Genomic DNA, 26,887 nt, shown 5'->3' on the forward strand with positions numbered 1-26,887 from the left:
GCACTCATCTGTGGGGCTATTCCTTTATCTAAGATGAGATGATTGTAAAATAAAAAGTCTGCCAGTACAACACCGACAGACAAAAAGTTAAGAAAGGGCTATCACGCAGCATGCGTGATTTGGTTCAGATATTTTTCAAACATAAAAAATTATATACAAGTTAAATCAAACATAAAATGGTACAAGGACCTTTATGCTTTTCCTAATGGCTAAGGAAAGGAGTGGTTTGCCTGAGCAAGAATGCTGGCGCTATACTTAGAGTAAAGAAAAGGGACTCTTAAGTAAAGGTAAAGGAGAAATTATGGATGGAAAAGGTCTCATCATTATTTAGAAAAGATACAATTTTTTTTATTGATGATGATAAGGAGTATACGGATAAAGAGGTACTTCATATTATTGGAAAAAAGTTGTTAGACAGGGGATATGTAAAAGAAAGTTTTGGTGAGGCTTTGCTTGAACGGGAGGCGAATTATCCTACAGGGCTGGCAATGATGCCTTACCCGGTAGCAATACCGCATACAGATCCCGGGCATGTAAATGAGCCTTGTATTAGCATCGTAAGAATCAAACAAGGGGCAGTGTTTCACGAGATGGTAAATTCGGAGTCTATAGTGAAGGTGAATTTTGTGTTTTGCATTGCGTTACAGGTGGCGGATAAACAGACAGGTGTTCTTCAATATCTGATGCAGGTTGCAGGAGATGATTCTATAATGAACATTATAAAAAATGCAAAAAATGCAGATGAAATATACAAAGTAGTGTCTATAAAAAAATAGGATTTAAAGCATTCTCTGTAGGCTGGATGAGTTGTAGGGAGTGCTTTTTGAAATGAGGGTAAAAGAGGATGCGTAGATGTATTTGATAGAAAGACAGAAAAAAATGTTAGGCCTATTATTATCGAGTGATAATTGGATGACAGGTATAAAGATTGGTTATATACTTGGAATTACAGACCGCACAGTGCGTAATGATGTGAAGAACCTTAACGAGGCACTCAAGGAATATCCGAAATCATATGTTGAAGCTGTGCGCGGAAAAGGATATTTATTGGTCAGTGAGTATAGAAAAGAACTGCTCGAACAAGTGGAGCAGACGAATGTAAATGAGACTACAAAAGGGCGTTTATGTAATTTGGCATTGGAAATTCTTACAGTAGATGAGCCAATCATGTTGGATGATCTTGAAGAAGATTTTTTCATTAGTAGAACTTCATTGGAGGCAACTATAAAAAGTATCAATGTGCAGTGTGCTGCAGATGGAGTCCAAAATGCAGTCAGGCGTAAGAAAAATGCAATATATACAGAATGTGAAGAAGAAGAGCGAAGGAAGCTAATTCGGAAGTTTATTGTCATATCGGAAGAGCAGTCTGGAGAGATGCTGAAAGATGAATATGGTTTTTTAAACCGCGAACATACAGGTATTTTGATGAAGCATATCTGCCATGTATTGGCGAAACAAGGAATGCAGCTGATGGATAAAGATATGATGGAATTGGTCTTGTATCTTTATATTCAGTGCATGAGAATACAAAAAGGTTGCCTGGTAACGATGAAGTGTGGCAAAACCCGGCAATCTGTACCAAGAATGCTTTGGAAAATTGCAGAGGAACTGACGAATCTACTGGAACATGATATGAAGGTAAGGTATCCCGAGAAGGAAATGATCTTACTAACATGTCATCTAAGTGATGTAAGAATGATGAAAGTGGATCGTTTTAGTAAAAAAGAAATAGAAGCAATAATCGAACCGCGATACCTAGTTATTGTTGAAGAAATGTTAAATGACATTAAGAATGATTTTATGCTGGATCTGACAAAGGATGAGGAATTGTTCGTAGATTTGATTCTGCATATAAGATTTTCGATTAAATTTGGAAAGGACAGTCCACATCAAGGTAATCCGCTTTTAGAAACGATGAAGAACCAGTATCCGTTTGTGTTTGAGCTCTCTACTTATATATTTAGCAGATTCTATGAAGCACTTGGAATAGAACTTAATGAAAATCAATTAGGATACATTGCGGCACATTTGGGAGCTGCATTGGAACGCTTGGAGAATAGAGAATCTGGAAGTGATCTTAAAATTGCTGTCTGCAGCAATATGAACCTGGCAGTAATTCGGCTTTTAATGGCAAAGTTGCATTCACTTTATACAAATGTGGAGATTAGCGGACCTTATCCGGTATACGATATAGAGCGTATAATTAGTGAGGAACCAGCGATGATAGTGACGACAACCTCATCCAATATATTCCGAGAGGTTCAAATACCTGTAATCACAATATCTCCAATGCTTGAATCCGAAGATGTACTTGCAATTAACAAAAAGATAGGGGAACTAAAAAGGGAAGCTGTAGTACCAGGAGTGTCTAATGGAATAGAACAGTATTTTGATGAAGAGTTATATTTCCCGCAGTTGGAGATGGATTCCAGGGAGAGTGTTCTTCAGTTTCTATGCAGAAAAGTAGTAAAAAAAGGATATGCATCGGAAGAACTGTTAGGTAATACGTTGGAACGAGAAAAGATTGCTCCTACGATATTTGCGAATAAGATTGCTGCGCCACATCCAATCCGAGTATGCGCGTACAAGACAGTAATAGCAGTTGCAGTACTAAAAAATTCCGTTCCATGGGGAAATCTGGAAGCGAGATTAATCTTTCTTCTTGTGGTGCGTGGAAGCGATATGAAGTATATGAATAGCTTTTTTGAACTTACATCAAAGCTTGTGTGGGATAAGGAAAAGGTCAGAAAGCTAATTGAGATAGAGCAATTTAACGACTTTATAAAAAAACTGGCATAAGTGCTGTGAAAATCACCTGTTATTTCTTCCTTTGCCATGCGGAACAGGTTGGTTTTATCTTTGGAAAGTAGTTCGCTATAATATATTTAACGACAAAACAGAACCCAAAAGGTAAAGGAGAAAAAATGGAGTATCAAGAAACAAGAAAAAAAGTATTGGAAATAGCTGTAAAATGCCTGGAAAAAGGACTGATTCATGGCACTGCAGGAAATGTGTCAATGAGAGTACCGGGAGAAGATGTTATAATTATTACCCCAACCAGAATTTTTTACGATCAGCTGACGCCGGAGCAACTCCCGGCAATTTCTTTACATGCAGAGCTGTTAGATGGAGAATTTAAACCCTCTTCAGAAGCGCCGATGCATACTGCGATTTATCGCGCAAGAAAGAATCTAAATGGAATTGTACATACACATTCAATGTTTGCAACTGTATTTTCCATCTTAGAAAAGGAAATTCCACCAATGATGCCACCCTCAACACCATATGCACCGGTACCGGTTGCGCCATTTGAGCTTCCAGGATCTGAAGAACTTGGGCAGGCAGCAGTAAAAGCACTTGGTGAGGATAAAATGGTATGTACATTACAGAATCATGGGCTTCTAGCAGCATGTCCGACATTAGATCGTGCATTTTCGGCAGCAGAATATATCGAAGAATGTGCACAGCTTGCTTATTGGACGATGCAGGCAGGCAAGATGAATCCAATTACGGATGAAGCAGTAAAGATTCTTCGCGAAAGAATGTTGAAAGGTATTGCAGTATAGCAAGAATAGAGCAATAAAAAGGAGAATAAATTATGGCTCAAAAATATCGTATATTAGCGGTTTGTGGAGCGGGCCTTGCCACCTCAACACATGTAGCAAAGACATTACAGACGGGATTAGAGAAAAAAGGTATTACATGTCAGATTAGAACCTGTAGTGTGGCAGAATCGCTCGGTGTGATTTTTCAGTATAAACCACAGGTAATTATGGCGACAGTATCTGTTAATTCAATCAAGGATTCAGGCGGGGCAAAAGTGTTTTCAGGAGTTCCGCTTTTGACAGGAATCGGGTCACAGCAACTGTTTAACGATGTCGTAGAATATCTAAAAACACAAGGTAATGCCTAAAATCAAGAGAGGAAAAAGATATGGATATAGTATTTATGATACTAGATAAGGTAGTTGCTCTTGGAGCATTTGTAATGATGCCGGTTATCTTGTTTATTATGGGTATGATATTCAAGATGAAAGCCAGTGATGCTTTACGTGCAGGAATTACAGTGGGTATCGGATTTAAGGGTATTTCTTTGGCAGCGGGATTGATCGGTACAACGATGAACCCTCTGGTTGAAAAGCTGCAGCAGCTCTGGGGCCTGAAACTGGATGCGGTAGACCTGGGTGTTCCGGTTATATCAACAATGGCATTCAGCGATGGTAGATTTGTACTTATGATGTTTGCAGGAGTGATTCTGATAAATGTTATTATGCTTGTTTTTAATTTTACCAAAACTTTGAATGTAGATATCTGGAATTTTTGGCATTATCTGTTTATTGGAACCTTGGGAACCATTATTTCAGGAAATATGTTCATTGGGTTATTGATAGGTGTCATCTATTCTGTAATAAACCTGCTTCTTGCAGACCGCAATCAGGAAATAATCTGTAAAGTTTGTGGCGAACAATATAGAGGCTTATCCTTCTGTACAATGGCATTTCCAATTCTGGTCCCGATTGGTCAGGGAATTGACTGGGTGATTGACCATATCCAGGGTGTACGCAAAATTAACTTTAACTTAAAGTCAATTCCGAGTAGATTTTCCTTTTTGTCGGAACCAATCATGATAGGATTTATTATTGGTGGAGGATTGGCACTGCTTGCTCGGTATAGCTGGGATCAGTGCTTGAATGTAGGTATGACGATGGCGGCAGCGATGTTCCTACTCCCAAGAATGATTTCCATACTTATGGAAGGTTTGTCACCAATTGCCACAGCAACACGTGAATTTATGACAGCCAGGTTTCCAAATCGTGAGTTCAGAATTGGTATGGACTTTGCGCTTCTGGTTGGTGATACGGACATGATTACATTGGGTCTTCTGTTTGTACCGATTTCCCTGCTTATGGCAGTTGCACTTCCAGAAAACCGTGTATTACCGCTAATTGGTCTTACCAATCTGTCTTATATGATGATGGCACCGATAATCACATCAAAGAGAAATATGTTTCGTGCACTTATAATAGGAATGGTCATGGTAGCACTGGTATTCTTTATGGCAACCAGTCTGACACCTTTGATTACACCGGCAGTAGTAGGTGCAGGACTTGCAGATCCAGATGGCAACTATACGTTATTTAATACTGGAGAACATGTAGGTTTTGTATTACTTCAGATATTGAAATTATTTTTTCACTAATTGGTAACTGGTCAGGAGGAGATTAGCTATGATTATAGAACGAGAACAGATTGAAGAACTGTTTAGAGATGCAGAATTGAAATGCTATGCAATTCCTCATTTTAATCATTCGGATTTCTGGGATATGTCGGCAATTGCGGAAGCTGCACAGGAATCAGATACACCCATATTTATTGCCTGTCTTCCAAAAGTAATTGAAGCAATCGGAATTGAAAAGTTAGGTGCAGTAGCGCAGGTTACGATGAAACAGAGCAGGACTCCGATTATTTATCATCTGGATCATTGCCACAGTGTAGAATTATGTTTGAAGGCGATAGATAACGGATATAACTCAGTCATGATTGATGCGGCGGATCTGCCACTTGAGAAAAATATAAAAGAAGTAAAAACAGTGGTTGATTACGCACATGAACAAAATGTTCATGTGGAAGCTGAAATTGGAAAGATAAAAAGTGCCGGTGATGAAGGATATACATCGGAAACTGCATTTGCAGGTCTTGAGGATGCGAAGAAGTTAATAGAGGCAACAGGTGTGGATGCACTGGCGATATCTATTGGAAGTGAGCATGGATTTTATAAACATGCACCAAAGCTTGATTACGAATTATTGGAAAAGATTCATGCTTATGTCAACATTCCGCTGGTACTTCACGGAGGTTCTGGAATTCCGGAAGCAGATGTTAGGAAAGCAATAAATGGTGGCATTAGAAAAGTAAATGTGGGAACGCATATCCGTTATACTTATATTAAGTCAATTGGCGATGCAATTCAGAATATGGGACCTGCAACACATACAGCTGATATTATGGCATCTGCGAAAAAGGATGTAAAAGAGATATTAAAAGATTGGATACGGATCTGCGCAAATAAATAAAAAGTATAGGAAGGAACCAGCTATGTATGCAAGAGAGATTACGATTACCAATCCTATGGGATTACATGCAAGACCGGCGACACTGTTGGTGCAAAAAGCTGGAAAATATGAATCAAACCTCCAGTTGATTAAAGAGAATGTGATTGTTAATCCGAAGAGTATTTTTACAGTGCTATCGGCAGGTCTTGGGGCGGGTACAACAATTACGATTCAGGCAGAAGGACCGGATGAAAAGCATGCCGTAGACGATCTGTGTGAATTTATTGCTTCATTGAAGGAGTAATTGATATGGTACGAAAAGGAATCACTGCATTTGACGGAAAAGTGGTAGGAAAAGCATTGGTAATTCAGGAACCACCAAAGGTAAATCCAGAGACAAAACGAACAGGAACAGAAGCAGAAGTGGTTACAAGTGTGAAACAAGCAATTGCGGAAATTGCAAAGGATATGGAGCATAAGATAGCCCGTTACCAGGGTCTGGATGCTACAATGAAACTGGATATTGTTAATATGCAGAAAACGATGCTTACGGATCAGGTATTTCTTGATAATATACAAAATGCGGTTCATGAAGGATATAATGCAGAAGCCTCTGTGTACAGATGTGTGAAAGAGCAGTGTGATATGCTTGAATCACTGGGAGATTCATATCTTGCAGAACGTGCAGAAGATTTCAGGGATGTAGGGAACAGGCTTATTTATGAGATCCTTGGCATACACTCTTTTGATCTTTCAGTACTGGAACAGGATGTCATTTTGGTCGGAGAAAATATTCCGCCATCTCTTTTGGCGGATGGCGATGAAAAGCATATCAAAGGGATGCTGATGACTAAAGGGTCAAAGACAGCGCATGTATGTATTCTCGCTGCGAATATGGGAATCCCCTCACTTGTAGGCTGCGTAGACGTAGAAGGTCTGAAAGATGGAGAGAATATTTTCCTGGATGCTTCCACGGGCAGTGTAAGGTATGGGTTATCAGAGCAGGAAATTGTAGAAGCAAAACAAGATGTATTACAATATCAGGATGAACTGCGAGTGATGAGGAATTATAAGTATAAGGCGGCAGAAACAAAGGATGGTACAAGGATTCAGCTTCTTGCCAACATTGTGGATATCAGTGGAATACAGCGAATGCTTGAGGTTGGTGCAGATGGAGTAGGATTGTTTCGGACAGAATTTTTATATATGAATAAGCAAAATTTGCCTACAGAGATGGAACAGTTTTCTATATATAAGAGTGTTGCACAAAAATTAACACCGATGCCGGTCACGATTCGTACAATGGATATAGGCGGAGACAAAGAAGTTGAATCATTGCATCTGGCAAAAGAGGAAAATCCATTTTTGGGATATCGGGCAATTAGAATTTGCCTGAATCAGACTGAAATATTAAGAGAACAGTTAAGGGCAATTCTTCGTGCAAGTGTATATGGTAAGATTCAAATTATGTTTCCGATGATTAGTTGTATGGAAGAGTTGGATCAAGTGTTGCAGATTCTTGCAGAAGTAAAAGAAGAGCTGAAAAAAGAAGGAGTTGCATTTGATCAGGAAGTTCCGACAGGGATGATGGTTGAAGTACCGTCAGTGGCGGTCATGGCTGAACATTTTATCAAGAAGGTAGATTTCTTTAGCATAGGAAGCAATGATCTGACACAATATACTGTGGCGGTGGATCGGCAGAATGAGAAGATATCTGGATTATATGATTACTTTCATCCGGCAGTGCTAAGTTTAATTCAGAACACAATTCAGGCATGTCATAAGACGAAAAAACCATGTTCCTTGTGTGGGGAGATGGCAGCAGATATTCAAGCAATTCCACTTCTTCTTGGAATGGGGTTGCGTAAATATAGCGTGAATCCGTCCTCAGTCTTAAAAGTGAAAAAAATACTTGCAAACTGTAGTGAGAAACAGGCGGAAAAGCTGGCTAGTACTGCATGTGAGGCATATAGCGCTACTGCTGTCAGAAAATTAATCAACGAAATGTCGGGAGATGAATAAGATGCAGACAATAAGACTTGGAAAAACCAATGTGCAGATTCCAAAGCTGGGAATGGGAACTTGGGCAATTGGTGGTGGACCGGCCTGGGGTGACCGCGATGAAAAAGAGTGTGTGGATACGATTCATAAAGCCATCGAATTGGGAGTAAATCTGCTGGATACAGCACCAGCATATAATTTTGGAAACAGTGAAAAGGTTGTTGGCAAAGCGTTGGAGAAAATTGGGCGAGAATCCGTTTATGTGATTACTAAATGTGGAATCGTATGGGACAGAGAGGGGAGCCTGTTTAATAAAATTGGCGATGTACAGTTGTATAAGAATCTTTCAAAAGAATCAATTAAATTAGAAATTGAAGAGAGTCTGGAGCGCCTTGGCATTGAGTATGTGGATGTGTACATGACACATTGGCAGTCAGTGGAACCATACCATACGCAAGTTTCCGAGACGATGGAAATTATGAATAATCTGAAAACCAAGGGAAAGATTAAAGCAATCGGAGCAGCCAATTTATCTAGGGAACATATTGAGGAATATTTGAATTATGGAGAACTCGATATTGTACAGGGAAAGTATAGTATTTTGGATCGGCAGGCAGAAGAAGAATTACTTCCGTTCTGTCGGGAGAATGGGATTACATTTCAGGCGTATTCTCCACTGGAGCAAGGGTTGCTGAGTGGATATTATACAAGAGAATATCGGCCAAAAGGCGCACAGGCAAATAAAAAATGGTTCCAGCCGGAAGCCATGCAGAAAGTAATGGATATGCTGGAAAAGTGGGAGCCACTGTGTAAGAAGTATGGGTGCAGTATCGCAAATCTGGCATTAGCCTGGGTAATGGCACAGGGAGATTATATTACTGTGTTGAATGGATGCTCTAAAGTCAGCCAGATAGAAGAAAACAGTAAAGCTATCCAGATTGACCTGTCTAAAGATGATGTGAAGTGGATGAGAAGTTTAGCGAATGAAATTCTATAACATACCCTTCAGAGATGATAATTCCTAAAGGAAAATTTTAAAGCGGAGCGATAAAGTAGAACACTTGCAGTTCTTACAACTATCATAATATAAGAACTGCAAGCGTTTTGATATCCATTACAGCAAGCTTATTTACTGCAACTGTATTATCGTTGCAATTACAATAAACACGATACTTAACGCCCACTCTAAAAATGCTAACTTGATGGAAAATTTGAACCACTGCGTAAACCCGATATTCCCCGCTCCAATACAGGCGTTGGTTGTGGAGCTGGTAGGGATCACTATATCGGAAAAGCCAGCAGCACACTGGAATGCAATAACTGCAGTCTGTGCTGTAATTCCTGTCATCTGTGCCAGGGGAGCCATAAGCGGCATTACCAGTGCAGCCATTCCGCTGCCCGAAGGTACAAGGCAATTGATTATAATATTAATAAAAAACATACCTACGGCAATCAGAGATGAAGGCAGTAATTGCAGGATGCCGGACAATCCATTTAAAATAGTGTGGAAAATCATACCGTTTTCCATAACAATTAATACAGCACGGCCCAGGCCGATAACCAGACATGCAAATATCATGGAGCGTGCTCCTTCTATCCATGTTCTGCATATTTCGTTTCCGTTAATTCCACCCACTACACCGGCCACAATACCCATGGCTAAAAAGATGGGGGCCATTTGACTCGCAAACCAGCCTAAACGTATTGCACCGTAAATAATAATACTAAACCCTGTGAGCATTGTGATCAATACAAGAATATTGCGAACAGAAAAGCTCGTATTGGAAGTATATTCTATATTTTCTTCTGTGTCAGGTAATGATTTTTCCAATTCATAGCAATAACTTTTTGCTGGATTTTTCTTGACTTTTTCCGCATAGTGGATTGTGTAAAGTGCTACCGCAATCAAAATAATTACATGCATGATTATTCGATACCATGCACCTGAGAAGATCGGCAGGCCTGCGATACCTTGTGCAACGGCTGTAGCATAAGGATTGAAGGTTCCGACCGAACTACCCACAAATGCACCACAGACTACCATAGCAACACCGGTAATACTGTCATACCCCATTCTGCGCGCCAGTGCGATACATATGGGAACGAATATAACGCATTCTGAATCAAAGCCGATAAGGCCGCCTAACAGGGAAAACAGAAGCATAACCATAAAAATGACCCAGCGTTCTTTCCCTTGTAATACTTTAACCAGCTTATTGATGAGAATATCCAATGTTTTGGTTGCATTTATGATGGAAAAGGATCCTCCGGCAATCATTACAAAAAAGATTAAAGAGGCCATTTCCACAAGTCCGCTGGGAATGGCGTTGAAAAACTCATACAGTGTTGTTGGATTGGAAGCTACATGATGATAGGTTCCAGGAACCAATATAGCCCGCCCGGCGTCGTTTTTCACCATATCAAACTGGCCGGCCGGAACGATGTAGGTCAATATGGCGCAAATGAAAAGGATAGTAAATATTAGTAAGTACGTATGTGGTGGTTCTTTCATAAGAAGCTTGGGAAAGGTTTTCCCTTTTTTATTTTCGTTCATGTTCTAATCTCCTATTTTTAGTGTGAATCTTACATCATAGTAGAATGCTCAAATACATTGTGCAGCAGCGCACCATTTTCATTTGCGGCCAACTTGCCCCTGGCATAAACTTCCCTGATTTCAAGATCGCAGTCCATCAGTACTAGATCGGCATCGGCCCCCTCTTTTATTGTTCCTTTTTGCGGATACATCCCAATTGCCCGGGAAACATTGGAAGTGATTACCCGCAGAGCTGTTTCCAGAGGTATTTTTTCTTTAAGTACTAAATCCTTAAATTCTTTATGCATCGTTTCAACAGTGGTGACAATCAATCCGATATAGTTTCCCTGGGCATCATATACCGCCATACTTCCGTTGGCATCAGAACTCATGGTAACACGTTCAATATCTACTCCCGCATCGAGATACCGGTGAACGGCCTCACTGGGCTTTACCGCTTCAGCAGTCCCATACTCAGGACCGATTCCAGTTGTAATATCAATAGTTCCACCTAACCTGGCAAATTCAATCGATTGTTCAAAGAGGTCCTTGTCCCGATTAACATGAGTTGGGATAAGCAGATAGGGCGGCAGCTCCGTTTCTTTAATAATATCCATGAGCATGTCCAATTTACGGGCACCTACTCCCATATGTATATGGGTATAGCCACGTTTTCCGCCAACCAGCCCTCCGGTATATGATTCTGCTATCAAATGCTCCATTTCAATACGTGTGGGCTGTGATGAACGCCTGTCCGAAACAGCTGTTTTTGCACCGATGACTTTATCGATGAGAATCAAATCTCTACGAACCGACCCTGTAAGTGTAGCAGACGGCATCTCAAAGGATCCGGTCAGCATACGTGCAGTAATTCCTTCTTCTTCCAGGGCACATACTTTGGCATACAGTGCCTCAATGTTGCGGGCGGTTCCGTCAGTACCGTGCAGTCCGACCACGGTGGTGATGCCATGGACGACAATATTTGAAATCTGCAGTTCCGGAGTCCGGCTGGCAAAACCTGCCTCGCCGCCTGCACCCATCACGTGTACATGCTGATCTACAAAACCGGGCGTCAGGATTTTGCCCGCAGCATCCACTGTCTGCATATCAACCTCCTTGTAATCTCCTTCAATGCAATCCGCAATTTTTAGAATCTTCCCTGCTCCAATCAAAACATTCTTTTTACCAAGCGGTTCAGGGGCGTAAACTTCTGCATTCTTAAATAAAATCATTTTTTAAACCCACCTCTCTGCGAAAGATTTCAATGAGAAAGTAGAACAAATTTTCCTTCCGATATCCTTTCGCTTTTATTTTTGTGTTCTCCATTGATCAAAAACAAACACATATGGATAATATATCTTAATCGATGTAAAAATAATGTCGAATTATGTAATTAATGTATATTCGCATTGATATAGTTATTAAGTATTGATATACTGGAGTCTTACATGGCAGAACGCGAAATTCTTTAAAACAGGAGAACAAAAAGAGATGAGAATTGGAATTTTAGGAGCGGGAGGAATTGCTGTGTCTATGGCGGACACAGTAGCTCAAATGAGTGACGTTACGATTGAGGCTGTGGCGTCCCGGTCAATTGAGAAAGCGGTGCAATTTAGCAAAAAACACAGTATTGTAAAGGCTTATGGATCATATTTGGAATTGGTTCAGGATCCGGCTATTGATCTGGTATATGTTGCGACAGTTCATTCCAGCCATTATGAAAATGTAAAACTTTGTTTGGAAAATGGGAAAAATGTGCTGTGTGAGAAAGCATTTATGATGAATGCAGAGGAAACACGACAAGTAATTGAATTGGCAAAAGAAAAGAACCTGCTTTTGGCGGAAGCTATATGGACAAGATATATGCCTTCCAGAAAAATGATTAGAGATCTTGTGACAGATGGCACAATAGGAAAAGTCACGTCGCTGACTGCAAATCTCGGGTATGTTGTTGGTCATAATGAGCGGATGAAGCGACCGGAATTAGGCGGCGGAGCGTTGCTCGATTTAGCTGTTTATCCAATTAACTTTGCGCTCATGGCCTTTGGGGATGATTACGATTCATTTTCCGCAGATGCAGTAATGGCTGATACAGGTGTGGATGCAATGGACAGTATCACATTGAAATGGAAAGACGGCCGCTGTGCAGTGCTTCACGCCAACATGCAGGCTGCACTTGACCGGCTTGGGTGTATATATGGGGATCAGGGGTATATCATAATTCAGAACATTAACAATTGTGAAAAGATTACAGTTTATAACACACAACATCAGATTATTCGGGAGATTCCGGTACCAAAACAAATTACAGGATATGAGTATGAGGTTGAAGCATGTAAAAGAGCACTTGAAGAAGGAAAGACAGAGTGTGACGAAATGCCTCTTGCGGATAGCTTAAAGGTAATGGAATTACTTGATGCTATACGAAATTCATGGGAAAAATAAACTATCACAAAAAGTAACAGCCAGTTATGGATAGATCCAGAGCTGGCTGTTACTTTGTTTTTATGCCACCCTGTTATTGCAGCATTTTTTAGGACTTATCTAATGTTATCCTGAATAAAATAATAAAGAAATGTTGTCACAAGACGAGGAGAAAAAATATGAAAAGATCCAAAATCAACAAGGTAATCAAACACATGGAAAAATTAATTAGTGATAATGGGTTTCATCTGCCTCCATTTTGCTCCTGGGCGCCGGAAGAATGGAAGAATAAGGGAACCGAGTACGATGAGATACGTGATAACATGCTGGGCTGGGACATCACCGATTACGGACAAGGTGATTATGATAAACTGGGATTTGCCCTTATTACCCTGCGAAACGGAAATCAGCACAATCCCAAATATAAAAAAGTGTATGCAGAGAAGCTGTTAATGTTGAATGAGGGTCAGCATTCCCCCATGCACTTTCATTGGACGAAATCAGAAGATATCATTAATCGCGGAGGCGGTACTCTAATAATTCACATTTATAATGACAAAGATGGTGCTCTTGATGATACTGATGTACTCGTTAATTCTGACGGCCGCTCCTATTACGTAAAGGCCGGTACTGGTGTAGAACTGAAGCCAGGTGAGAGTATCACTATCTGGCCTCATCAGTACCATGATTTTGACACTGTGCCGGGCACCGGAGATATTTTGATTGGCGAAGTGTCCATGTGCAATGATGATAATAATGACAATCACTTTTATGAAGTACTGGGAAGATTCCCAAAAATCGAAGAGGATGAGGCGCCATATCGTTTATTGTGCAATGAATATCCGCAGGTTGGAAAATAGTACAGAAAAGAAAGAAAAGGTGAAGAGCGTGCAGGAATATATTGTTGAAATGAATCACGTGAGCAAATCTTTTCCGGGTGTAAAGGCCTTAGATGATGTTTCGTTTAACTTGAAATCCGGCGAAGTCATGGCGCTGCTTGGAGAAAATGGTGCCGGTAAGTCCACTTTGGTAAAAGTTCTAAGTGGTGTTTATACAAGGGATGAAGGAGAAGTGAAAGTTAATGGTACCGAACAGCCTGACTTGACTCCCAAAAAAGCACAGGAGCTGGGAATAGCTATTATTCATCAAGAACTTAATATGTGTGCTCATCTGTCTGTTGCCGAAAATATTTTTCTGGGCCGGGAAGTTCGCAGGGGCGGGACCCTGGCCGATAAGGAAATGAACAAAAAAGCGAAAGCAATTCTCGATGAGCTTAACATCGACATTAATCCTAAAACGATTGTTGGGAATCTGCCGGTATCAAAACAGCAGATGGTGGAAATTGCAAAAGCCTTGTCAATGGATACTAAGGTTTTGATCATGGATGAACCGACTTCAGCACTGACCTCAAAAGAAATCCATGACCTTTTTGTTATTATCCGCAAACTAAAAGAGGAAGGCCGCGGGATAGTTTATATTTCGCATCGGCTGGAAGAATTGCAGCACATTGTTGACCGCGTGAGTATTATGCGTGATGGAAGGTACATAATTTCAATGAATTTCGCTGATACCGACATGGAAGAAATTATTTCCTATATGGTCGGTCGTGAAATTAAGGAAAAGTTCCCACGTGTCAGCTGTAAAAAGGGCAGTAAAATCATGGAAATAAAGGATTTCAATGCCGGGCGGCTGGTTCGAAATATTAGTTTTGATGTGTATGAAGGGGAGACGCTGGGGATTGCCGGGCTGATGGGAGCCGGACGGACTGAAACGACGCGCGCTATCTTCGGAATCGATCAGAAGGAATCAGGAACCGTTTTTTTGGATGGCCGTGAGTTAAAAATCCATCGCCCCATTGATGCTATTAAAGCCGGAATCGTACTGGTTCCAGAGGACAGAAAAAAGGACGGACTTTGTGTTAATCTAAGTATCAAGGATAACATCTGCCTTCCAAATCTTGATATCATCTGTAACAAAGCCGGAGTTGTGAAAAAGAAAAAGGAGATGGAAATGACCGACAGCATGGTCGATCAGCTGCAGATAAAACTACCTGACACAGAAGTGAATGCCGCAGCACTTTCCGGTGGAAATCAGCAGAAAGTTGTTCTTGGCAAGTGGCTGGCCCGGAAATCCCGGGTAGTTATCTTTGATGAGCCGACCAGAGGCATCGATGTAGCTGCAAAAGTTGAAATCTATAATCTAATGAATCAGCTGAAAAAAGAAGGAATCGGCGTGGTATTTATATCCTCCGAACTGCCAGAACTTATGGGAGTCAGTGACCGCATTCTGATTATGTGTGACGGAAGGATGACCGGTGAATTGGAAACAGCGGCAGCTACTCAGGATAAAATTATGATGTATGCAACTAAATTTGAAAACAAGATGGAAAAGAGCAGATAGGTGGGGGAAAGTGCTATGATAAAAAAAATTCTATCCATTCGGGGGATGGGGCAGGTAGTTACGGTGACAATCGGACTGATTATCATGTGTGTCATTTTTGGTATATTAAGCCCGAGCTTCTTTTCCGGCAGGAATGTTGGGAACCTGCTGCGCCAGATCGCACCGATTCTTTTAGTCGGTATTGGTCAGTCCTATGTCATGATTACAGGAAATATTGATCTGTCCATTGGTTCAGTTTTAGGCATGAGCTGCATGATTTCGGCAACTCTGATGACTAAGGGGATATCTCCCGCTGGGGCTGTTCTCATTACTTTGGCTGCCTGCCTGGCAGTGGGACTTATCAATGGTCTTCTGGTTGCCCAGTTCCATCTGCCGGCATTCATAGCGACTCTTGGTACAATGCAGACAGCCAGAGGGATTGCTCAAATCGTCAATAATAATTACAATACGGACGCAATTGGCAAAGCTGCACAAGGTTTTCGTGATTTCTTTTATTATGGAAAGCTTCTGGGTACTTACAATACAGTTTGGATCACATTGGTGCTATTTTTGATTTTTAATTTCTTACTCAGCAGGACCAGAACCGGACGACATATTTATGCTGTCGGGAGCAATATTGATGCTGCAGGGCTCTCCGGAGTTAATGTTGTAGCAACAACTGTTAAGGCCTATCTGGTCAGTTCGTTCTGTGCTTTTACGGTCGGCCTTATTACCTGTGCGACCGCTGGTATGGGAACGATGGATGCCGGCAACATGTATGAGATGTACGCAGTTGCCGCTTCCGTTATCGGGGGCGTATCAACCCTTGGGGGACAGGGCATTCTGGTAGGTACTATCATTGGTGCAGCAATCTGGGGTGTACTGCAGAATGGTCTCCAATTTGCCGGTGCTCCAGTTGCAATGAGGAATATCGTCATCGGTGTTATAGTTGTTGTTTCAGTGCTGCTTGACGTCATCATCAGAACGGGACGTAAACCAAAACTTAAAAAAAGTAATTAAAGCAAACGCTTTAATATAAAAAGGGAGGTATTTTGAGATGAAGAAAAAACTTTTAACTATTCTGCTTTGTGCTTCACTGGCAGGAACACTGGCAGCAGGCTGTGGCGGAAAAGACAAAGAGGAAAGCAGCTCAGCAGATTCGGGTGGTGAAAAAAAGGGAAAAGTCATTCTTATCACTATGGATAGCACCGATCAGCATTGGGTAAGCGTTGACAAGGGAGCAAAGGAAGAAGCTGAGAAACTCGGGGTTGATTATGCCTGGATGGCTCCTGACAAAAAGGACGATGCACAGCAGATAGAACGGGTCAATAATGCAGTTGCCGATGGGGCCGATGCCATCATGATTGCTGCAAATGGTCCGGATGCCATTACCTCGGCACTTGATGAAGCCAAAGAAGAAGGTATTAAGATTATTTATGTCGATTCACCGGCAAACACTAAAGCTGAGGCGACTTTTGCAACTGATAATGAGGCGGCCGGCAAAACCGCCGGAGAAGAGTTGATTAAAGGGTTGGAAGCCGCCAATATAACCGAAGGAAAAATCGGCATTGTCGGTGTCAATCCGGCCACTCAGTCGACGGTAGATCGTGAAAAGGGGTTCCGTTCGGCATTTGAGGGTTCAAAATATGAACTGCTGGAAACACAGTTTGGTGAAGGGGATACAGCCAAATCACAGGACATTGCCGACAATTATATCACAGATGGCTGTATTGGTATTTTCGGAACGAATGAAGGATCAACTGTAGGTACAGGAAACGCTGTTAAGGGTGACGGCGGCTCAGTGATTGCAGTCGGATTTGATAAATCAGACGCAATTCTGTCATTAATCGAAGACGGCTCCCTGCTCTGTGTCATGAGCCAGAATCCTGATGTAATGGGTTCAGAAGGCATGAAGGCGGCAGTAAAGGTTATAAATGGTGAAGAAATTACGGAAAAAGATGTGGATACCGGAGTTTCCGTTATAAGCAAGGATAATGTAGCAGATTTTCAGTAAAAGGTTGTAAAAAATAGTAGTAGAGAGCAGGTAGCATACGACTCCAGGTATGCAAGTATCATGTGCCAGGACAATTATTACCTATATCTGGAGAAATATCATAATCGTTTATGTGTTACGCATCTGCAGGATACAGACGCAGTTCCCAAAGAGAAACTAGATGATAATGTTGCTGTAGTTCAGGCTGACGCACACAGGGTGCTTTTTACCGGTGTACTGGGCTGGCAGAAAATAGCATACTGGGTTGCTCGAGCACCATTGGATATGCCTGCTGATTTCGAGATAGGATTAAAATATAATCAGTTATTTAAATCTGAAAAAGAGTTATGATAGCAGAAAGAGGCTCTTACCGAGTAACTTGTAGTACAATGATATTTATAGAGTATTGGGTAGTTTTTGCTTAGCAGGTACTACCCTTTATTCTTCATCCAGCAATGTTTCATAGGTTACATCTAATACTTTGGCAATTGTCTTGAGTTCTATGTCTGTGACAAATCTTTGACCGCTCTCAATCTGTTGGATGGCATTTTTATCAATATCGAGTCCATGAACCTGCAGTAAAGATGACAGGGCATTCTGAGATGTCTTTTTGGGTAAATTCGTTCTGATTTCTTTTATTTTTTTGCCACATATGTTTTTTTTACCGTCTTTAGCATGATTTTTAAACATAATGTCCTCCATCTTGACATTTAGTAGTTGTCATTTTGAACATTATATGGTAATGAATGTCAAAAGAGTATTTTAACATTTGTGTTATTAATATGGTAAAAGGCTCTAATTTCAATAAAATAGAGTCACGTGGCCTGAGTAAGCGGCGCCAACCACTTACTTAGGTATAAAGGTGCCCGACTAAAGGAAATCACCCTTATGTTTTTACCACGCAACGAAGGTAGTATATCAAATTTACTACTGCTTTTCAAGCGTGCCGCTAAGTAATTATTGTGCGCATAAAGGGTTCTTAATACATATCCAGTCTAGGGCCCCTATGCGTGCTTTTTATTTGTTAGAGCTTTTTATATAGTAACCTAGGCAGAGTACTGTAAATGAACATTGTCAGACAGGCATCTGTGAATATTATTGTTGTTATGGGCGTCAGTATTATTATGATCGCCGGTGAACTTGATTTGTCAGTGGCTGGTGTGGCATGTCTTACAGGTATGGTTGTTTCTAAGATTATGGTATCTGGTATAAGTATCCCGTTAGCAGCGCTTATAGGGCTTATTTTAGGAGCGGCAATTGGGCTTTTGAATGGGTTTCTCACAACTAAGTTTAATTTGTCATCTATGATTATCACTTTGGCAGTGAACAGTGCATGCACTGGATTTGCAAGTCTGGTAACTGGTGGAACTGCAGTATATGGTTTGCCTAAGGATTTTGAATTTCTTGGAAGAGGAACAATACTTAAAATTCCTACTCAGGTTATTGTCATGCTTGTAATTGTAATAATTGCCTGGATATTGTTAAGCAAAACTCTGGCCGGAAGATATGCACTGGCAATTGGTGGAGATAATCAGGTATCCAGGCTTGCAGGTATATCTGTGAACAAATACAAAGTACTCTATTTCGTTATAAGCGGCTTTTTAGCAGCACTGGCTGGTATAATCTTGACAAGCCGGCTGTCGACCGGGCAGCCCAATCTTGCAATAAATATGAACATGGATTCTATTACAGCTGCAGTCCTCGGCGGGACCGCTATGGAAGGAGGAACTGGGAGCATTGTAGGTAGCGTGCTTGGAGCATTACTTCTGACTATAATCACAAATGGGTTGACTATCAATGGGGTAGATTCCTATTGGCAAATGGTAATCTCAGCGGCTGTACTTGTTATTACTATTGTAACTAGAAGAAAAAAAGATTAAACAACGAGGAAAGGAGAATAGCTCTGTGAGCTATAAATAAGAACATGAAATACGAACCAACATTAGAATCTGTCGAGAAGCATGAAATTCCGGACTGGTACAATGATGCAAAATTTGGAATCTTTTTTCACTGGGGACTGTACTCTGTACCGGCCTATGCAAAAAAGGGAAATAATTTAAATGAAATGACCGAACAAGATAACACTTTTGAGTCTTCTATGACTGAATCTCCCTATTCAGAGTGGTATTTGAATAAACTCCGTATAGAAGGAAGTTCAACTCAAAGGTATCACTACAAAGTTTATGGAAAGGATTCGGATTATTACGATTTTCAGAAGGACTTTGAGAAAGCCAATAAAAACCTAAACATGAATGACTGGGCTGATGTATGCAAAAAGGCTGGAGCCAAGTATGTAGTCTTAGTTACTAAACATCATGATGGATATTGTATGTGGCCCAGTGAAGTGAAAAATCCAAGTATGCCTGATTATCAGTCAAATAGAAACTTCGTTGAAGAACTTACAGATGCTGTACGTTCAAGAGATATGAAGATGGGATATTACTATTCAGGTATCTTTGATTGGACATTTTTCAAAAAGCCTATTTTAGATGTTAGAACTTTTATAGGTCAGCATTTGGCCTCCAACGAATACTGTGAATATTCAGTGGCCCAAATGAAAGAGCTAATTGAGAAATGCCATCCTTCCATTCTATGGAATGATATCGGTTTTCCGCCACAGTATAATTTGAATAAAATGTTTGCAGATTATTATAATACGGTACCTGAAGGAGTCATTAATGATAGATGGAAGCAATTTCATCTTAATACGGAAAAGGATGCAGAGGCTCAACTTGACAAATGGGTTGAGGAAGCTGGCGAACGTATGAAGACTCTTGGCCTTGAGGGAATGATGATGAATGATGATCACCACGACTTTTCGACTCCAGAGTATACAACGAAATTTGAATATCGTGAAAAAAAGTGGGAACTGACAAGAGGAATCGGAATGTCCTTTGCATATAACAAGGAAGAGGACGAGAATGATATGCTGTCTGCTACGGAGTTGATTACAACATTGGTGGATGTCGTAAGCAAGAATGGTAACTTTTTGTTAAATATTGGTCCAATGGCGGATGGAACTATTCCGGAGATGCAGAAAAAGCCATTGTTTCAACTCGGAGCTTGGCTGGAGAAAAATGGAGAGGCCATTTATGGAACCAGGTGCTGGAGAGAACAGGAAGGCATCACAGCTGATGGTTTAGGAGTCCGCTACACAGAGAAGCCGGATGCACTGTATGTATTTATACTTTCTTCAGAGATATCAACAGAATTAACTATTAAGAATTTAGAGATTCCTAAAGACAGCAGAATTCTCCTTCTGGGGGACGGAAGTTCATTAGAGTGGGAACAGAGTGGCTCTAAGTACATTCAATCATAGATGTTTTAAGAAAAAGTGGCGAGTTCTCTGGATGGGTAGAACATGATAGCAGCCGGATTTGGGCAACTCAGCTTGCTATAGCTCCCTTCAGCATATTTTCCCGCTGCACGAAAGGCAGCACCCCAAATTGGCCATGAACCATCGCCGCTGTATTCCATTCTTTATATAACTATCCTGATAACTCCGTTGTCTCTCTTTCAAGTTTTAAACTTGGTGTACAGCATGCATCTTTGAGTAAATCCTCCTATTCAGAATCAGCCCTCAAAATCGGAATCAATCCCCCACGCAGAAAAAATGACTGCGTTAGAATTTTTAAAAATGTTAGATGCAGCGCTGAAGGTGATACAGGCAACTGGAGAAAAAAAATTGGATAAGTATGCTTTTCAGGTCTGAAGTTGCAGAAGTTTTTCCGCTAACCAATAATCAATAATTAGTGTATCAGCTAATTTACCTTTGAGGGCAGCCTGGAGAGAATAAACTTTATGGCTGCCGGATACAACGAGAATCTTTCGGGGAATTTTTTTATAAATATCCAAATCAATAGCAAGTGTTCTTTTTGCAAGGTTCTGGCAGCATTCGTTTCCACCTGCATCTAAAAAGCGCAGCATGATATCCGTATAAATGGAGAGTTTGAATTTAATGAACAGGAAAACCGTATTACAAAGTGTCTCGGAGGATTCACACCAAAAAGCTGCAGCTATAATGTAAAAAGTGGACAATGTGTTGCTTCTTTTGAGAGGAGCAACTGTGAGAGCTGTCCGTATCGGGATAAATGTAACCCTAAACGGCATAAGCGAACCTGCCAGAAAGTATTATCAGCAAACAGTAAACGCAGATCACTCCAACAGAGAACAAGAACCAATAAGAAATTCAAAGTCATATCAGCTTTTCGGAATGGAATCGAAACCATTCCATCTATCCTTCGCAGGAAATATGAAGTTTATCACATGCCAGTTCGAGGCAAGACCAGATACAGATATTTCACTGGATGCAAAATAGCAGCTCTGAACATCAAGAAGTTTTGCAAATATCTGCAAGGCTTGGATAGTTATGCTCTAAACGTCGAAATAGGCTAAAAAGGAGGAGGGAGACCACCTGTAATTTAGAAAAACGGGTATCTGCATGAGCAAAAGAATAAATGTGTTAATTTTTCAAGGTACAAAGTATATAACGAGATGTCAAAGCTATTCTTTTGACGCTCTAACCATGTAATAAGGTGAGAAACAGCAAGCGTTATCTGTTCCTCAAACACGGAAAATGCAGTTAGTACAAAAAATACCCTGTGCAGATTAAGAAGCTATGGCAATCATTTATAAATTCTAGCCGAATATTTTTTCGTAAATGAAATGTATTTTTCTACACTACTGTTAATATATGTCCCTTTTTGCCATACAAGCCCAATTTCCTGCTGTATTGTTGGGACTATAGGAATGCCCACTAAACTAGGTATGTTTTTCAGGAGAGAAGAGTAAAGGAACGCTCCCCCTAAGTTGTTTTTAATGAAGTTCTCAATCGTGTATAGCTGGCTGGCACGTAAAATGACATTTGGTTTTACCCGAAGGTGTTCAAAGATGGAATTTAAGGTAGTGTTTTGTACAGAGTCTGTATTATACATAATGAGCGGTTCGTCCTTTAACATTTCTATGGTCACTTCCTTCTCTTTCGCCAGGGGGTGTTCTGGAGATACGCAAAACACAATTCTGTCAGAAAGAATTTCGTAAGAATTTAATTTATCCACTTCATAATAATTCATATTTACCAGGGCAAGATCCAGTACGGCTTCCTGAACTAGATTTGTAGCACGGATGGAACCGTATTCAAATAGTTCTACTGGAATGTAAGGATATTCTTCGTGGAATTCAATCAACATGTCTGGAAAGAATATGGTACTCAAGATTGGCGGAATGCCTATACGTATTGGATTGATTTGTCTGCCAAGGTCATAGAGTTCAGAAGAAGTCTGATTAAAGGTATTGAGCAGTTCGTTTGCTTTCTGATAGAATATTTCGCCCTCTTTTGTTAAAATCATATGATTTTTAGAACGAGTAAACAAACTAATTGAGAATTCTCTTTCCAATTCATGAATTGCAGTGGATATTGCAGGTTGTGTGACGTAAAGCTTTTGTGCTGCTTGGGTAATGCTGTGGTATCGGCTGACAGCACAAAAATATTCTAATTGAGTGATTTTCATAACATTTCCTCTTTCTTTAAAATATTTTTTGACAGCAAGTATAGACAAAATCGCTAATAAATGATTGCTATTGACTGGCATTATATCATGTTTTTAGATTAAATGCTGAAAAAATGAATCTTATTAATTTTTTTTATAAGGGTATTACTTCTATTAAATGTACAAACATAAGAGCAATCACTATAATGAAGGAATAGCAAAAGGTAATAAATCGGCCGTCATATTGCTTTTTGATATTTCCAATGGCTAAAATGATTTAGTCAGTGGTAATAAATTATTAAATATGAAAAAGGAATTGGAGGAAAACAAATGAGTCCATCTATAATAACTCTACTATTTCTTCTGTTTGCGGTAGTCATGTTCGTATTCGAAAAGATTCCGCTCGGAGTTACTTCCATGATTGTTTGCATTGGATTGGTTGTAACAGGGGTACTGGATGTCAACACAGCTTTTGCAGGATTCATAGACAGCAATGTGATCTTATTTGTAGCAATGTTCATTGTCGGGGGTGCATTATTTGAAACAGGTATGGCAAACAAAATCGGTGGTATTGTAACGAGGTTTGCCAAAACAGAACGCATGTTGATTGTTGCAATCATGATAATCGTGGGTGTGATGAGCGGGTTTCTGTCTAATACAGGTACAGCAGCAGTGTTAATTCCTGTTGTAATCGGTATCGCAGCTAAGTCAGGATATAAAAGATCCAGATTACTGATGCCTCTTGTATTTGCCGCTGCAATGGGAGGCAACCTCTCCTTGATTGGTGCGCCGGGTAATCTGATTGCACAGAGTGCACTGCAGGATATGGGATTAAAATTTGGCTTTTTTGAATATGGAATCGTAGGATTGCCAATTTTAATCGCGGGCATTATATTTTATGCAACAATTGGTTATAAACTGCTTCCAAACCATGATGTGGCAGATGACGGTGCCTTTGATACAAGTAAAGACTTTAGCGATGTTCCGCCATGGAAACAATGGTTATCACTGATTATCTTAGTTTTGACAGTGCTGGCTATGATTTTCGAAGACAAAATTGGTATTAAATTAAGCGTTTCCGGTGCAATTGGAGCATTATTATTGATACTGACCGGTGTTATCTCAGAAAAAGATGCACTGAAATCTATTGACTTGAAGACAATCTTTCTGTTTGGAGGAACACTTTCTCTGGCTGCTGCTTTACAAGAAACAGGAGCAGGTGAAATGATTGCCAATAAGGTAATCGGAGCACTGGGAGATAATCCGTCACCATACATTCTGACTTTTGTTGTGTTTATTCTCTGCTGTGTATTGTCGAACTTTATGTCAAATACAGCAACTACAGCACTTATGGTTCCCATATGTCTGTCTATCGCCCAGGGGATGGGAGCGGATCCAAGAGCTGTACTGATGGCTTGTGTGATTGGTGGGTCCTGTGCATATGCAACGCCGATAGGAATGCCTGCAAATACTATGGTTGTTGGAGTAGGCGGATATAAATTTATGGACTTTGTAAAAGCAGGTCTTCCTTTAATTATCATTGCAACAGTCGTAAGTATGATTATCCTTCCGATTGCATTCCCATTCTTCCCATAAGGAAAATGATAATTATAGTAAAATACATGAAAAACAATAGGAGGTAAAGAAATGGAGAAGAAAGAACAGGTAGAGCAACTTACCAATTATATGGCAAACTTCGTGTCTTATATTGGAAAAGTGCTTCCAGATGACATTAGTGCAAAGCTGGACGAGCTTGCAGAGAAAGAGGATGGTCCGCTTTCTAAAGTAATCTATGAAACAATGAAAAAGAATCAGGCCCTGGCAAAAGAACTTAACAGACCATGCTGCCAGGATACCGGTGTACTTCAGTTTTGGGTAAAATGTGGGACAAACTTTCCGTTGATTGGAGAATTGGAAGCACTATTAAAAGAAGCAGTTGTCAAAGCAACTGTTGAGGCGCCGCTTCGTCATAATAGTGTAGAAACATTCGATGAATACAATACAGGAAAGAATGTCGGAAAAGGCACACCGACTGTATTCTGGGATATTGTACCAGATAGTGATCAGTGTGAAATCTACACCTATATGGCTGGTGGTGGATGTACACTACCTGGAAAAGCAATGGTTCTGATGCCGGGTGCCGGTTATGAAGGTGTTACAAAATTCGTTATGGATGTGATGACATCTTATGGACTGAACGCATGTCCTCCTCTACTTGTGGGTGTTGGTGTGGCAACTTCTGTTGAGACAGCAGCTTTACTTTCCAAGAAAGCTTTGATGAGACCTCTGGGAAGTCACAGCGAAAACGAACGTGCTGCATCCATGGAAAAACTGTTAGAAGATGGTATCAATTCAATTGGCCTTGGACCACAGGGTATGGGTGGAAAATATTCTGTTATGGGTGTCCACATTGAAAATACAGCAAGACATCCATCCACAATAGGTGTTGCTGTTAATGTTGGATGCTGGTCACACAGACGCGGTCACATTATTTTTGATAAAGATCTCAACTATAAAATTACCACACATTCGGGGGTGACATTATAATGCTGAAAATGAAAGATGGAAAAAAAATTTTGACAACACCAATATCAGCTGAGGATCTGGCTGATATCCATATTGGAGATGTTATATATTTGAACGGAAGCGTGACAACCTGTCGTGACGTAGCACATAGACGATTAGTTGAAGAAGGACGTGAACTGCCTGTTGATGTTAAAGATGCAGCAATTCTTCATGCAGGTCCAATTATTCGCTCATTAGAAGACGATAAATTTGAGATGGTAGCTGTAGGGCCAACCACAAGCATGCGTATGGAGAAGTTCGAGAAAGAATTTGTTGAGCAGACAGGTGTAAAGGTCATTATCGGAAAAGGCGGTATGGGACCGAACACAGAATATGCATGCAAGAACTATAAGGCAATTCATTGTGTATTTCCTGCAGGAAATGCAGTTTTAGCCGCTACAGAAGTGGAAGAAATTGTAGATGCACAGTGGCGTGATCTTGGTATGCCGGAGACGTTGTGGCACTGCCGTGTGAAAGAATTCGGACCGCTAATAGTTTCTATTGATACAGAAGGACGGAATTTATTCGAAGAGAACAAAGTAATCTTCAATGAAAGAAAAGATAAAGCAATCGAAGAAATCTGCAAACATGTGAGCTTTATTAAATAATCATATAGAACAATTTCATTAAATCAATCTTTTGCCATAAGTGACCATACAAAGAGATATATTATTATAATCTTTGTATGGTCATTAATCATTTCTCCTGAAGAAAAACTTCTTTCCATTTTCCTTTAAAGTTTCTCTGCCTGTGCGCACAATAATCTCCGTGCCATCTGAGACCTGTATATAACACTGCATGTAAAAACCCAGAAATTTATTGCGCAGAATGATTCCTCTTATCGGTCCTTCTGAAAATACAAGCTCCTCCGGGCGGCAGCATACAACATTTCGATGTTCATCTGCGAAATGATTTGATATTCCTAGAATTTCCCTCCTCATTTTTGCACGTAATTTTGCATCCAGGTTGCTGAACGGTTTATCGAGAAGAAGTATTTTCGGTCTTGTGATCAAGGAAAGAATAAGCGAAACACGCTGCTGACCACCCGATATTTCCTTGATTGCTGCATCCTTGTATGCTTCAAATCCAACTGATTTCAGATATTCCATCTGAAAACAATGATGGTAGGAATCAGCAGAAGCATATTCAGAGCCGCACTTTTATCCAGCCTGGAGCTCCCAGATCGGCAGATGCTTGCAAGAGGGCTATATCCAGTTTTTTTTCTTCCCATAGTCCAGATGCTAAGTGCTGCCGCCAATCCAAGGAATTTAGAGAATAAAGCTGTCCTTTGAAACTCTGGCCGGCGATACATAATAGCGGATAGAAGATGAATACCAGTACACCTGCAATCAGCAATATTATAAGTAATTTATCCAGTAAATTGTATAAATGGGCATCAATTGCTGATGCCCGTTTTTGCTTATACTTTTTACTCTTCACCTTTGTTTCCT

26 protein-coding genes and 1 pseudogene are annotated in these 26,887 nt (G+C 40.4%); 20 read left to right on the forward strand and 7 right to left on the reverse strand.

The window, feature by feature from the left end:
• The first annotated feature begins 305 nt into the window (after nucleotides 1-305).
• From BN3456_RS09690 to BN3456_RS09730, 9 genes are all read left to right on the forward strand, one after another.
• Nucleotides 306-776, forward strand: a complete 471-nt coding sequence (locus BN3456_RS09690) for a PTS sugar transporter subunit IIA (RefSeq protein ID WP_089983943.1) — start codon at nucleotides 306-308, stop codon at nucleotides 774-776.
• Nucleotides 777-852: 76 nt separating this feature from the next.
• Nucleotides 853-2,799, forward strand: coding sequence for a BglG family transcription antiterminator (locus BN3456_RS09695; RefSeq protein ID WP_089983944.1), 1,947 nt, complete (start codon nucleotides 853-855; stop codon nucleotides 2,797-2,799).
• Nucleotides 2,800-2,924: 125 nt separating this feature from the next.
• A complete protein-coding gene (locus BN3456_RS09700; RefSeq protein WP_089983945.1) occupies nucleotides 2,925-3,566 on the forward strand; it encodes a class II aldolase/adducin family protein in 642 nt (213 codons plus the stop codon).
• 32 nt (nucleotides 3,567-3,598) lie between these two features.
• Nucleotides 3,599-3,913, forward strand: a complete 315-nt coding sequence (locus tag BN3456_RS09705; RefSeq protein WP_089983946.1) for a PTS sugar transporter subunit IIB — start codon at nucleotides 3,599-3,601, stop codon at nucleotides 3,911-3,913.
• A 20-nt stretch (nucleotides 3,914-3,933) separates the two neighbouring features.
• Nucleotides 3,934-5,199, forward strand: a complete 1,266-nt coding sequence (locus BN3456_RS09710) for a PTS transporter subunit IIC (RefSeq protein WP_089983947.1) — start codon at nucleotides 3,934-3,936, stop codon at nucleotides 5,197-5,199.
• A 28-nt stretch (nucleotides 5,200-5,227) separates the two neighbouring features.
• Complete coding sequence (locus BN3456_RS09715; RefSeq protein WP_089983948.1) at nucleotides 5,228-6,073, forward strand: class II fructose-bisphosphate aldolase; 846 nt, start codon at nucleotides 5,228-5,230, stop codon at nucleotides 6,071-6,073.
• A 22-nt stretch (nucleotides 6,074-6,095) separates the two neighbouring features.
• Nucleotides 6,096-6,356: an HPr family phosphocarrier protein gene (locus tag BN3456_RS09720; protein WP_089983949.1), complete on the forward strand. Its 261-nt coding sequence runs from the start codon at nucleotides 6,096-6,098 to the stop codon at nucleotides 6,354-6,356.
• A 5-nt stretch (nucleotides 6,357-6,361) separates the two neighbouring features.
• Nucleotides 6,362-8,074: a phosphoenolpyruvate--protein phosphotransferase gene (gene ptsP, locus BN3456_RS09725; protein WP_089983950.1), complete on the forward strand. Its 1,713-nt coding sequence runs from the start codon at nucleotides 6,362-6,364 to the stop codon at nucleotides 8,072-8,074.
• A 1-nt stretch (nucleotide 8,075) separates the two neighbouring features.
• Nucleotides 8,076-9,050 (forward strand): NADH-dependent methylglyoxal reductase, encoded by a 975-nt coding sequence (locus BN3456_RS09730; protein ID WP_089983951.1) that lies wholly within the window; start codon nucleotides 8,076-8,078, stop codon nucleotides 9,048-9,050.
• Between the two features lie 132 nt (nucleotides 9,051-9,182).
• Here the strand turns inward: BN3456_RS09730 and BN3456_RS09735 are convergent, their stop codons facing one another.
• Nucleotides 9,183-10,607 (reverse strand): YfcC family protein, encoded by a 1,425-nt coding sequence (locus BN3456_RS09735; RefSeq protein ID WP_089983952.1) that lies wholly within the window; start codon nucleotides 10,605-10,607, stop codon nucleotides 9,183-9,185.
• Nucleotides 10,608-10,636: 29 nt separating this feature from the next.
• Nucleotides 10,637-11,818 (reverse strand): beta-aspartyl-peptidase, encoded by a 1,182-nt coding sequence (iadA, locus tag BN3456_RS09740; protein WP_089983953.1) that lies wholly within the window; start codon nucleotides 11,816-11,818, stop codon nucleotides 10,637-10,639.
• A gap of 259 nt (nucleotides 11,819-12,077) precedes the next feature.
• Here iadA and BN3456_RS09745 point away from each other — a divergent pair, with 259 nt between their 5' ends.
• The 6 genes from BN3456_RS09745 (at nucleotide 12,078) to BN3456_RS09770 (ending at nucleotide 17,733) form a co-directional block, all read left to right on the forward strand.
• On the forward strand, nucleotides 12,078-13,031 hold the full coding sequence (locus BN3456_RS09745) for a Gfo/Idh/MocA family protein (protein WP_089983954.1): 954 nt from the start codon (nucleotides 12,078-12,080) through the stop codon (nucleotides 13,029-13,031).
• 158 nt (nucleotides 13,032-13,189) lie between these two features.
• Complete coding sequence (locus tag BN3456_RS09750; protein WP_089983955.1) at nucleotides 13,190-13,870, forward strand: D-lyxose/D-mannose family sugar isomerase; 681 nt, start codon at nucleotides 13,190-13,192, stop codon at nucleotides 13,868-13,870.
• A gap of 28 nt (nucleotides 13,871-13,898) precedes the next feature.
• Complete coding sequence (locus BN3456_RS09755) at nucleotides 13,899-15,410, forward strand: sugar ABC transporter ATP-binding protein (protein WP_089984060.1); 1,512 nt, start codon at nucleotides 13,899-13,901, stop codon at nucleotides 15,408-15,410.
• Nucleotides 15,411-15,425: 15 nt separating this feature from the next.
• Nucleotides 15,426-16,409 (forward strand): ABC transporter permease, encoded by a 984-nt coding sequence (locus BN3456_RS09760; protein ID WP_089983956.1) that lies wholly within the window; start codon nucleotides 15,426-15,428, stop codon nucleotides 16,407-16,409.
• Nucleotides 16,410-16,446: 37 nt separating this feature from the next.
• A complete protein-coding gene (locus BN3456_RS09765) occupies nucleotides 16,447-17,403 on the forward strand; it encodes a substrate-binding domain-containing protein (RefSeq protein ID WP_089983957.1) in 957 nt (318 codons plus the stop codon).
• Between the two features lie 60 nt (nucleotides 17,404-17,463).
• Complete coding sequence (locus BN3456_RS09770) at nucleotides 17,464-17,733, forward strand: hypothetical protein (RefSeq protein ID WP_089983958.1); 270 nt, start codon at nucleotides 17,464-17,466, stop codon at nucleotides 17,731-17,733.
• Between the two features lie 87 nt (nucleotides 17,734-17,820).
• On the opposite strand, the gene BN3456_RS09775 is transcribed toward BN3456_RS09770, so the two are convergent.
• Nucleotides 17,821-18,072, reverse strand: a complete 252-nt coding sequence (locus BN3456_RS09775) for a helix-turn-helix domain-containing protein (protein WP_089983959.1) — start codon at nucleotides 18,070-18,072, stop codon at nucleotides 17,821-17,823.
• Between the two features lie 374 nt (nucleotides 18,073-18,446).
• On the opposite strand from BN3456_RS09775, the gene BN3456_RS09780 reads away from it, so the two are divergent.
• Both BN3456_RS09780 and BN3456_RS09785 read left to right on the forward strand, forming a co-directional pair.
• The gene (locus BN3456_RS09780) at nucleotides 18,447-19,262 is read left to right on the forward strand and encodes an ABC transporter permease (protein WP_089983960.1); all 816 of its coding nucleotides are present in this window, start codon (nucleotides 18,447-18,449) and stop codon (nucleotides 19,260-19,262) included.
• Between the two features lie 44 nt (nucleotides 19,263-19,306).
• The gene (locus tag BN3456_RS09785) at nucleotides 19,307-20,701 is read left to right on the forward strand and encodes an alpha-L-fucosidase (RefSeq protein WP_089983961.1); all 1,395 of its coding nucleotides are present in this window, start codon (nucleotides 19,307-19,309) and stop codon (nucleotides 20,699-20,701) included.
• 383 nt (nucleotides 20,702-21,084) lie between these two features.
• Here BN3456_RS09785 and BN3456_RS16305 read toward each other — a convergent pair whose 3' ends face one another.
• A complete protein-coding gene (locus tag BN3456_RS16305) occupies nucleotides 21,085-21,492 on the reverse strand; it encodes a sugar-binding domain-containing protein (protein ID WP_089983962.1) in 408 nt (135 codons plus the stop codon).
• Nucleotides 21,493-22,007: 515 nt separating this feature from the next.
• A complete protein-coding gene (locus BN3456_RS09800) occupies nucleotides 22,008-22,892 on the reverse strand; it encodes a LysR family transcriptional regulator (RefSeq protein ID WP_089983964.1) in 885 nt (294 codons plus the stop codon).
• 309 nt (nucleotides 22,893-23,201) lie between these two features.
• Here BN3456_RS09800 and BN3456_RS09805 point away from each other — a divergent pair, with 309 nt between their 5' ends.
• The 3 genes from BN3456_RS09805 to ttdB are packed head-to-tail and all read left to right on the forward strand — an operon-like array spanning nucleotide 23,202 to nucleotide 26,044.
• Nucleotides 23,202-24,467 carry an SLC13 family permease gene (locus tag BN3456_RS09805; RefSeq protein ID WP_089983965.1) on the forward strand — a complete coding sequence of 422 codons (1,266 nt, stop codon included), beginning with the start codon at nucleotides 23,202-23,204 and terminating at the stop codon, nucleotides 24,465-24,467.
• 51 nt (nucleotides 24,468-24,518) lie between these two features.
• Nucleotides 24,519-25,418 (forward strand): L(+)-tartrate dehydratase subunit alpha, encoded by a 900-nt coding sequence (gene ttdA, locus BN3456_RS09810; protein ID WP_089983966.1) that lies wholly within the window; start codon nucleotides 24,519-24,521, stop codon nucleotides 25,416-25,418.
• Nucleotides 25,418-26,044 carry a L(+)-tartrate dehydratase subunit beta gene (gene ttdB, locus BN3456_RS09815; RefSeq protein WP_089983967.1) on the forward strand — a complete coding sequence of 209 codons (627 nt, stop codon included), beginning with the start codon at nucleotides 25,418-25,420 and terminating at the stop codon, nucleotides 26,042-26,044. The genes ttdA and ttdB overlap by 1 nt, the downstream gene beginning before the upstream one ends.
• 318 nt (nucleotides 26,045-26,362) lie before the next feature.
• Here the strand turns inward: ttdB and BN3456_RS16595 are convergent.
• Both BN3456_RS16595 and BN3456_RS09825 read right to left on the reverse strand, forming a co-directional pair.
• A pseudogene (locus BN3456_RS16595) lies at nucleotides 26,363-26,542 on the reverse strand (ATP-binding cassette domain-containing protein); the annotation flags it as partial.
• A gap of 40 nt (nucleotides 26,543-26,582) precedes the next feature.
• The gene (locus BN3456_RS09825; RefSeq protein ID WP_089983969.1) at nucleotides 26,583-26,876 is read right to left on the reverse strand and encodes a hypothetical protein; all 294 of its coding nucleotides are present in this window, start codon (nucleotides 26,874-26,876) and stop codon (nucleotides 26,583-26,585) included.
• Nucleotides 26,877-26,887: the final 11 nt, after the last annotated feature.

It is taken from the genome of Clostridium sp. C105KSO13, from assembly GCF_001517425.1.
GTDB lineage: Bacteria > Bacillota > Clostridia > Lachnospirales > Lachnospiraceae > Muricomes.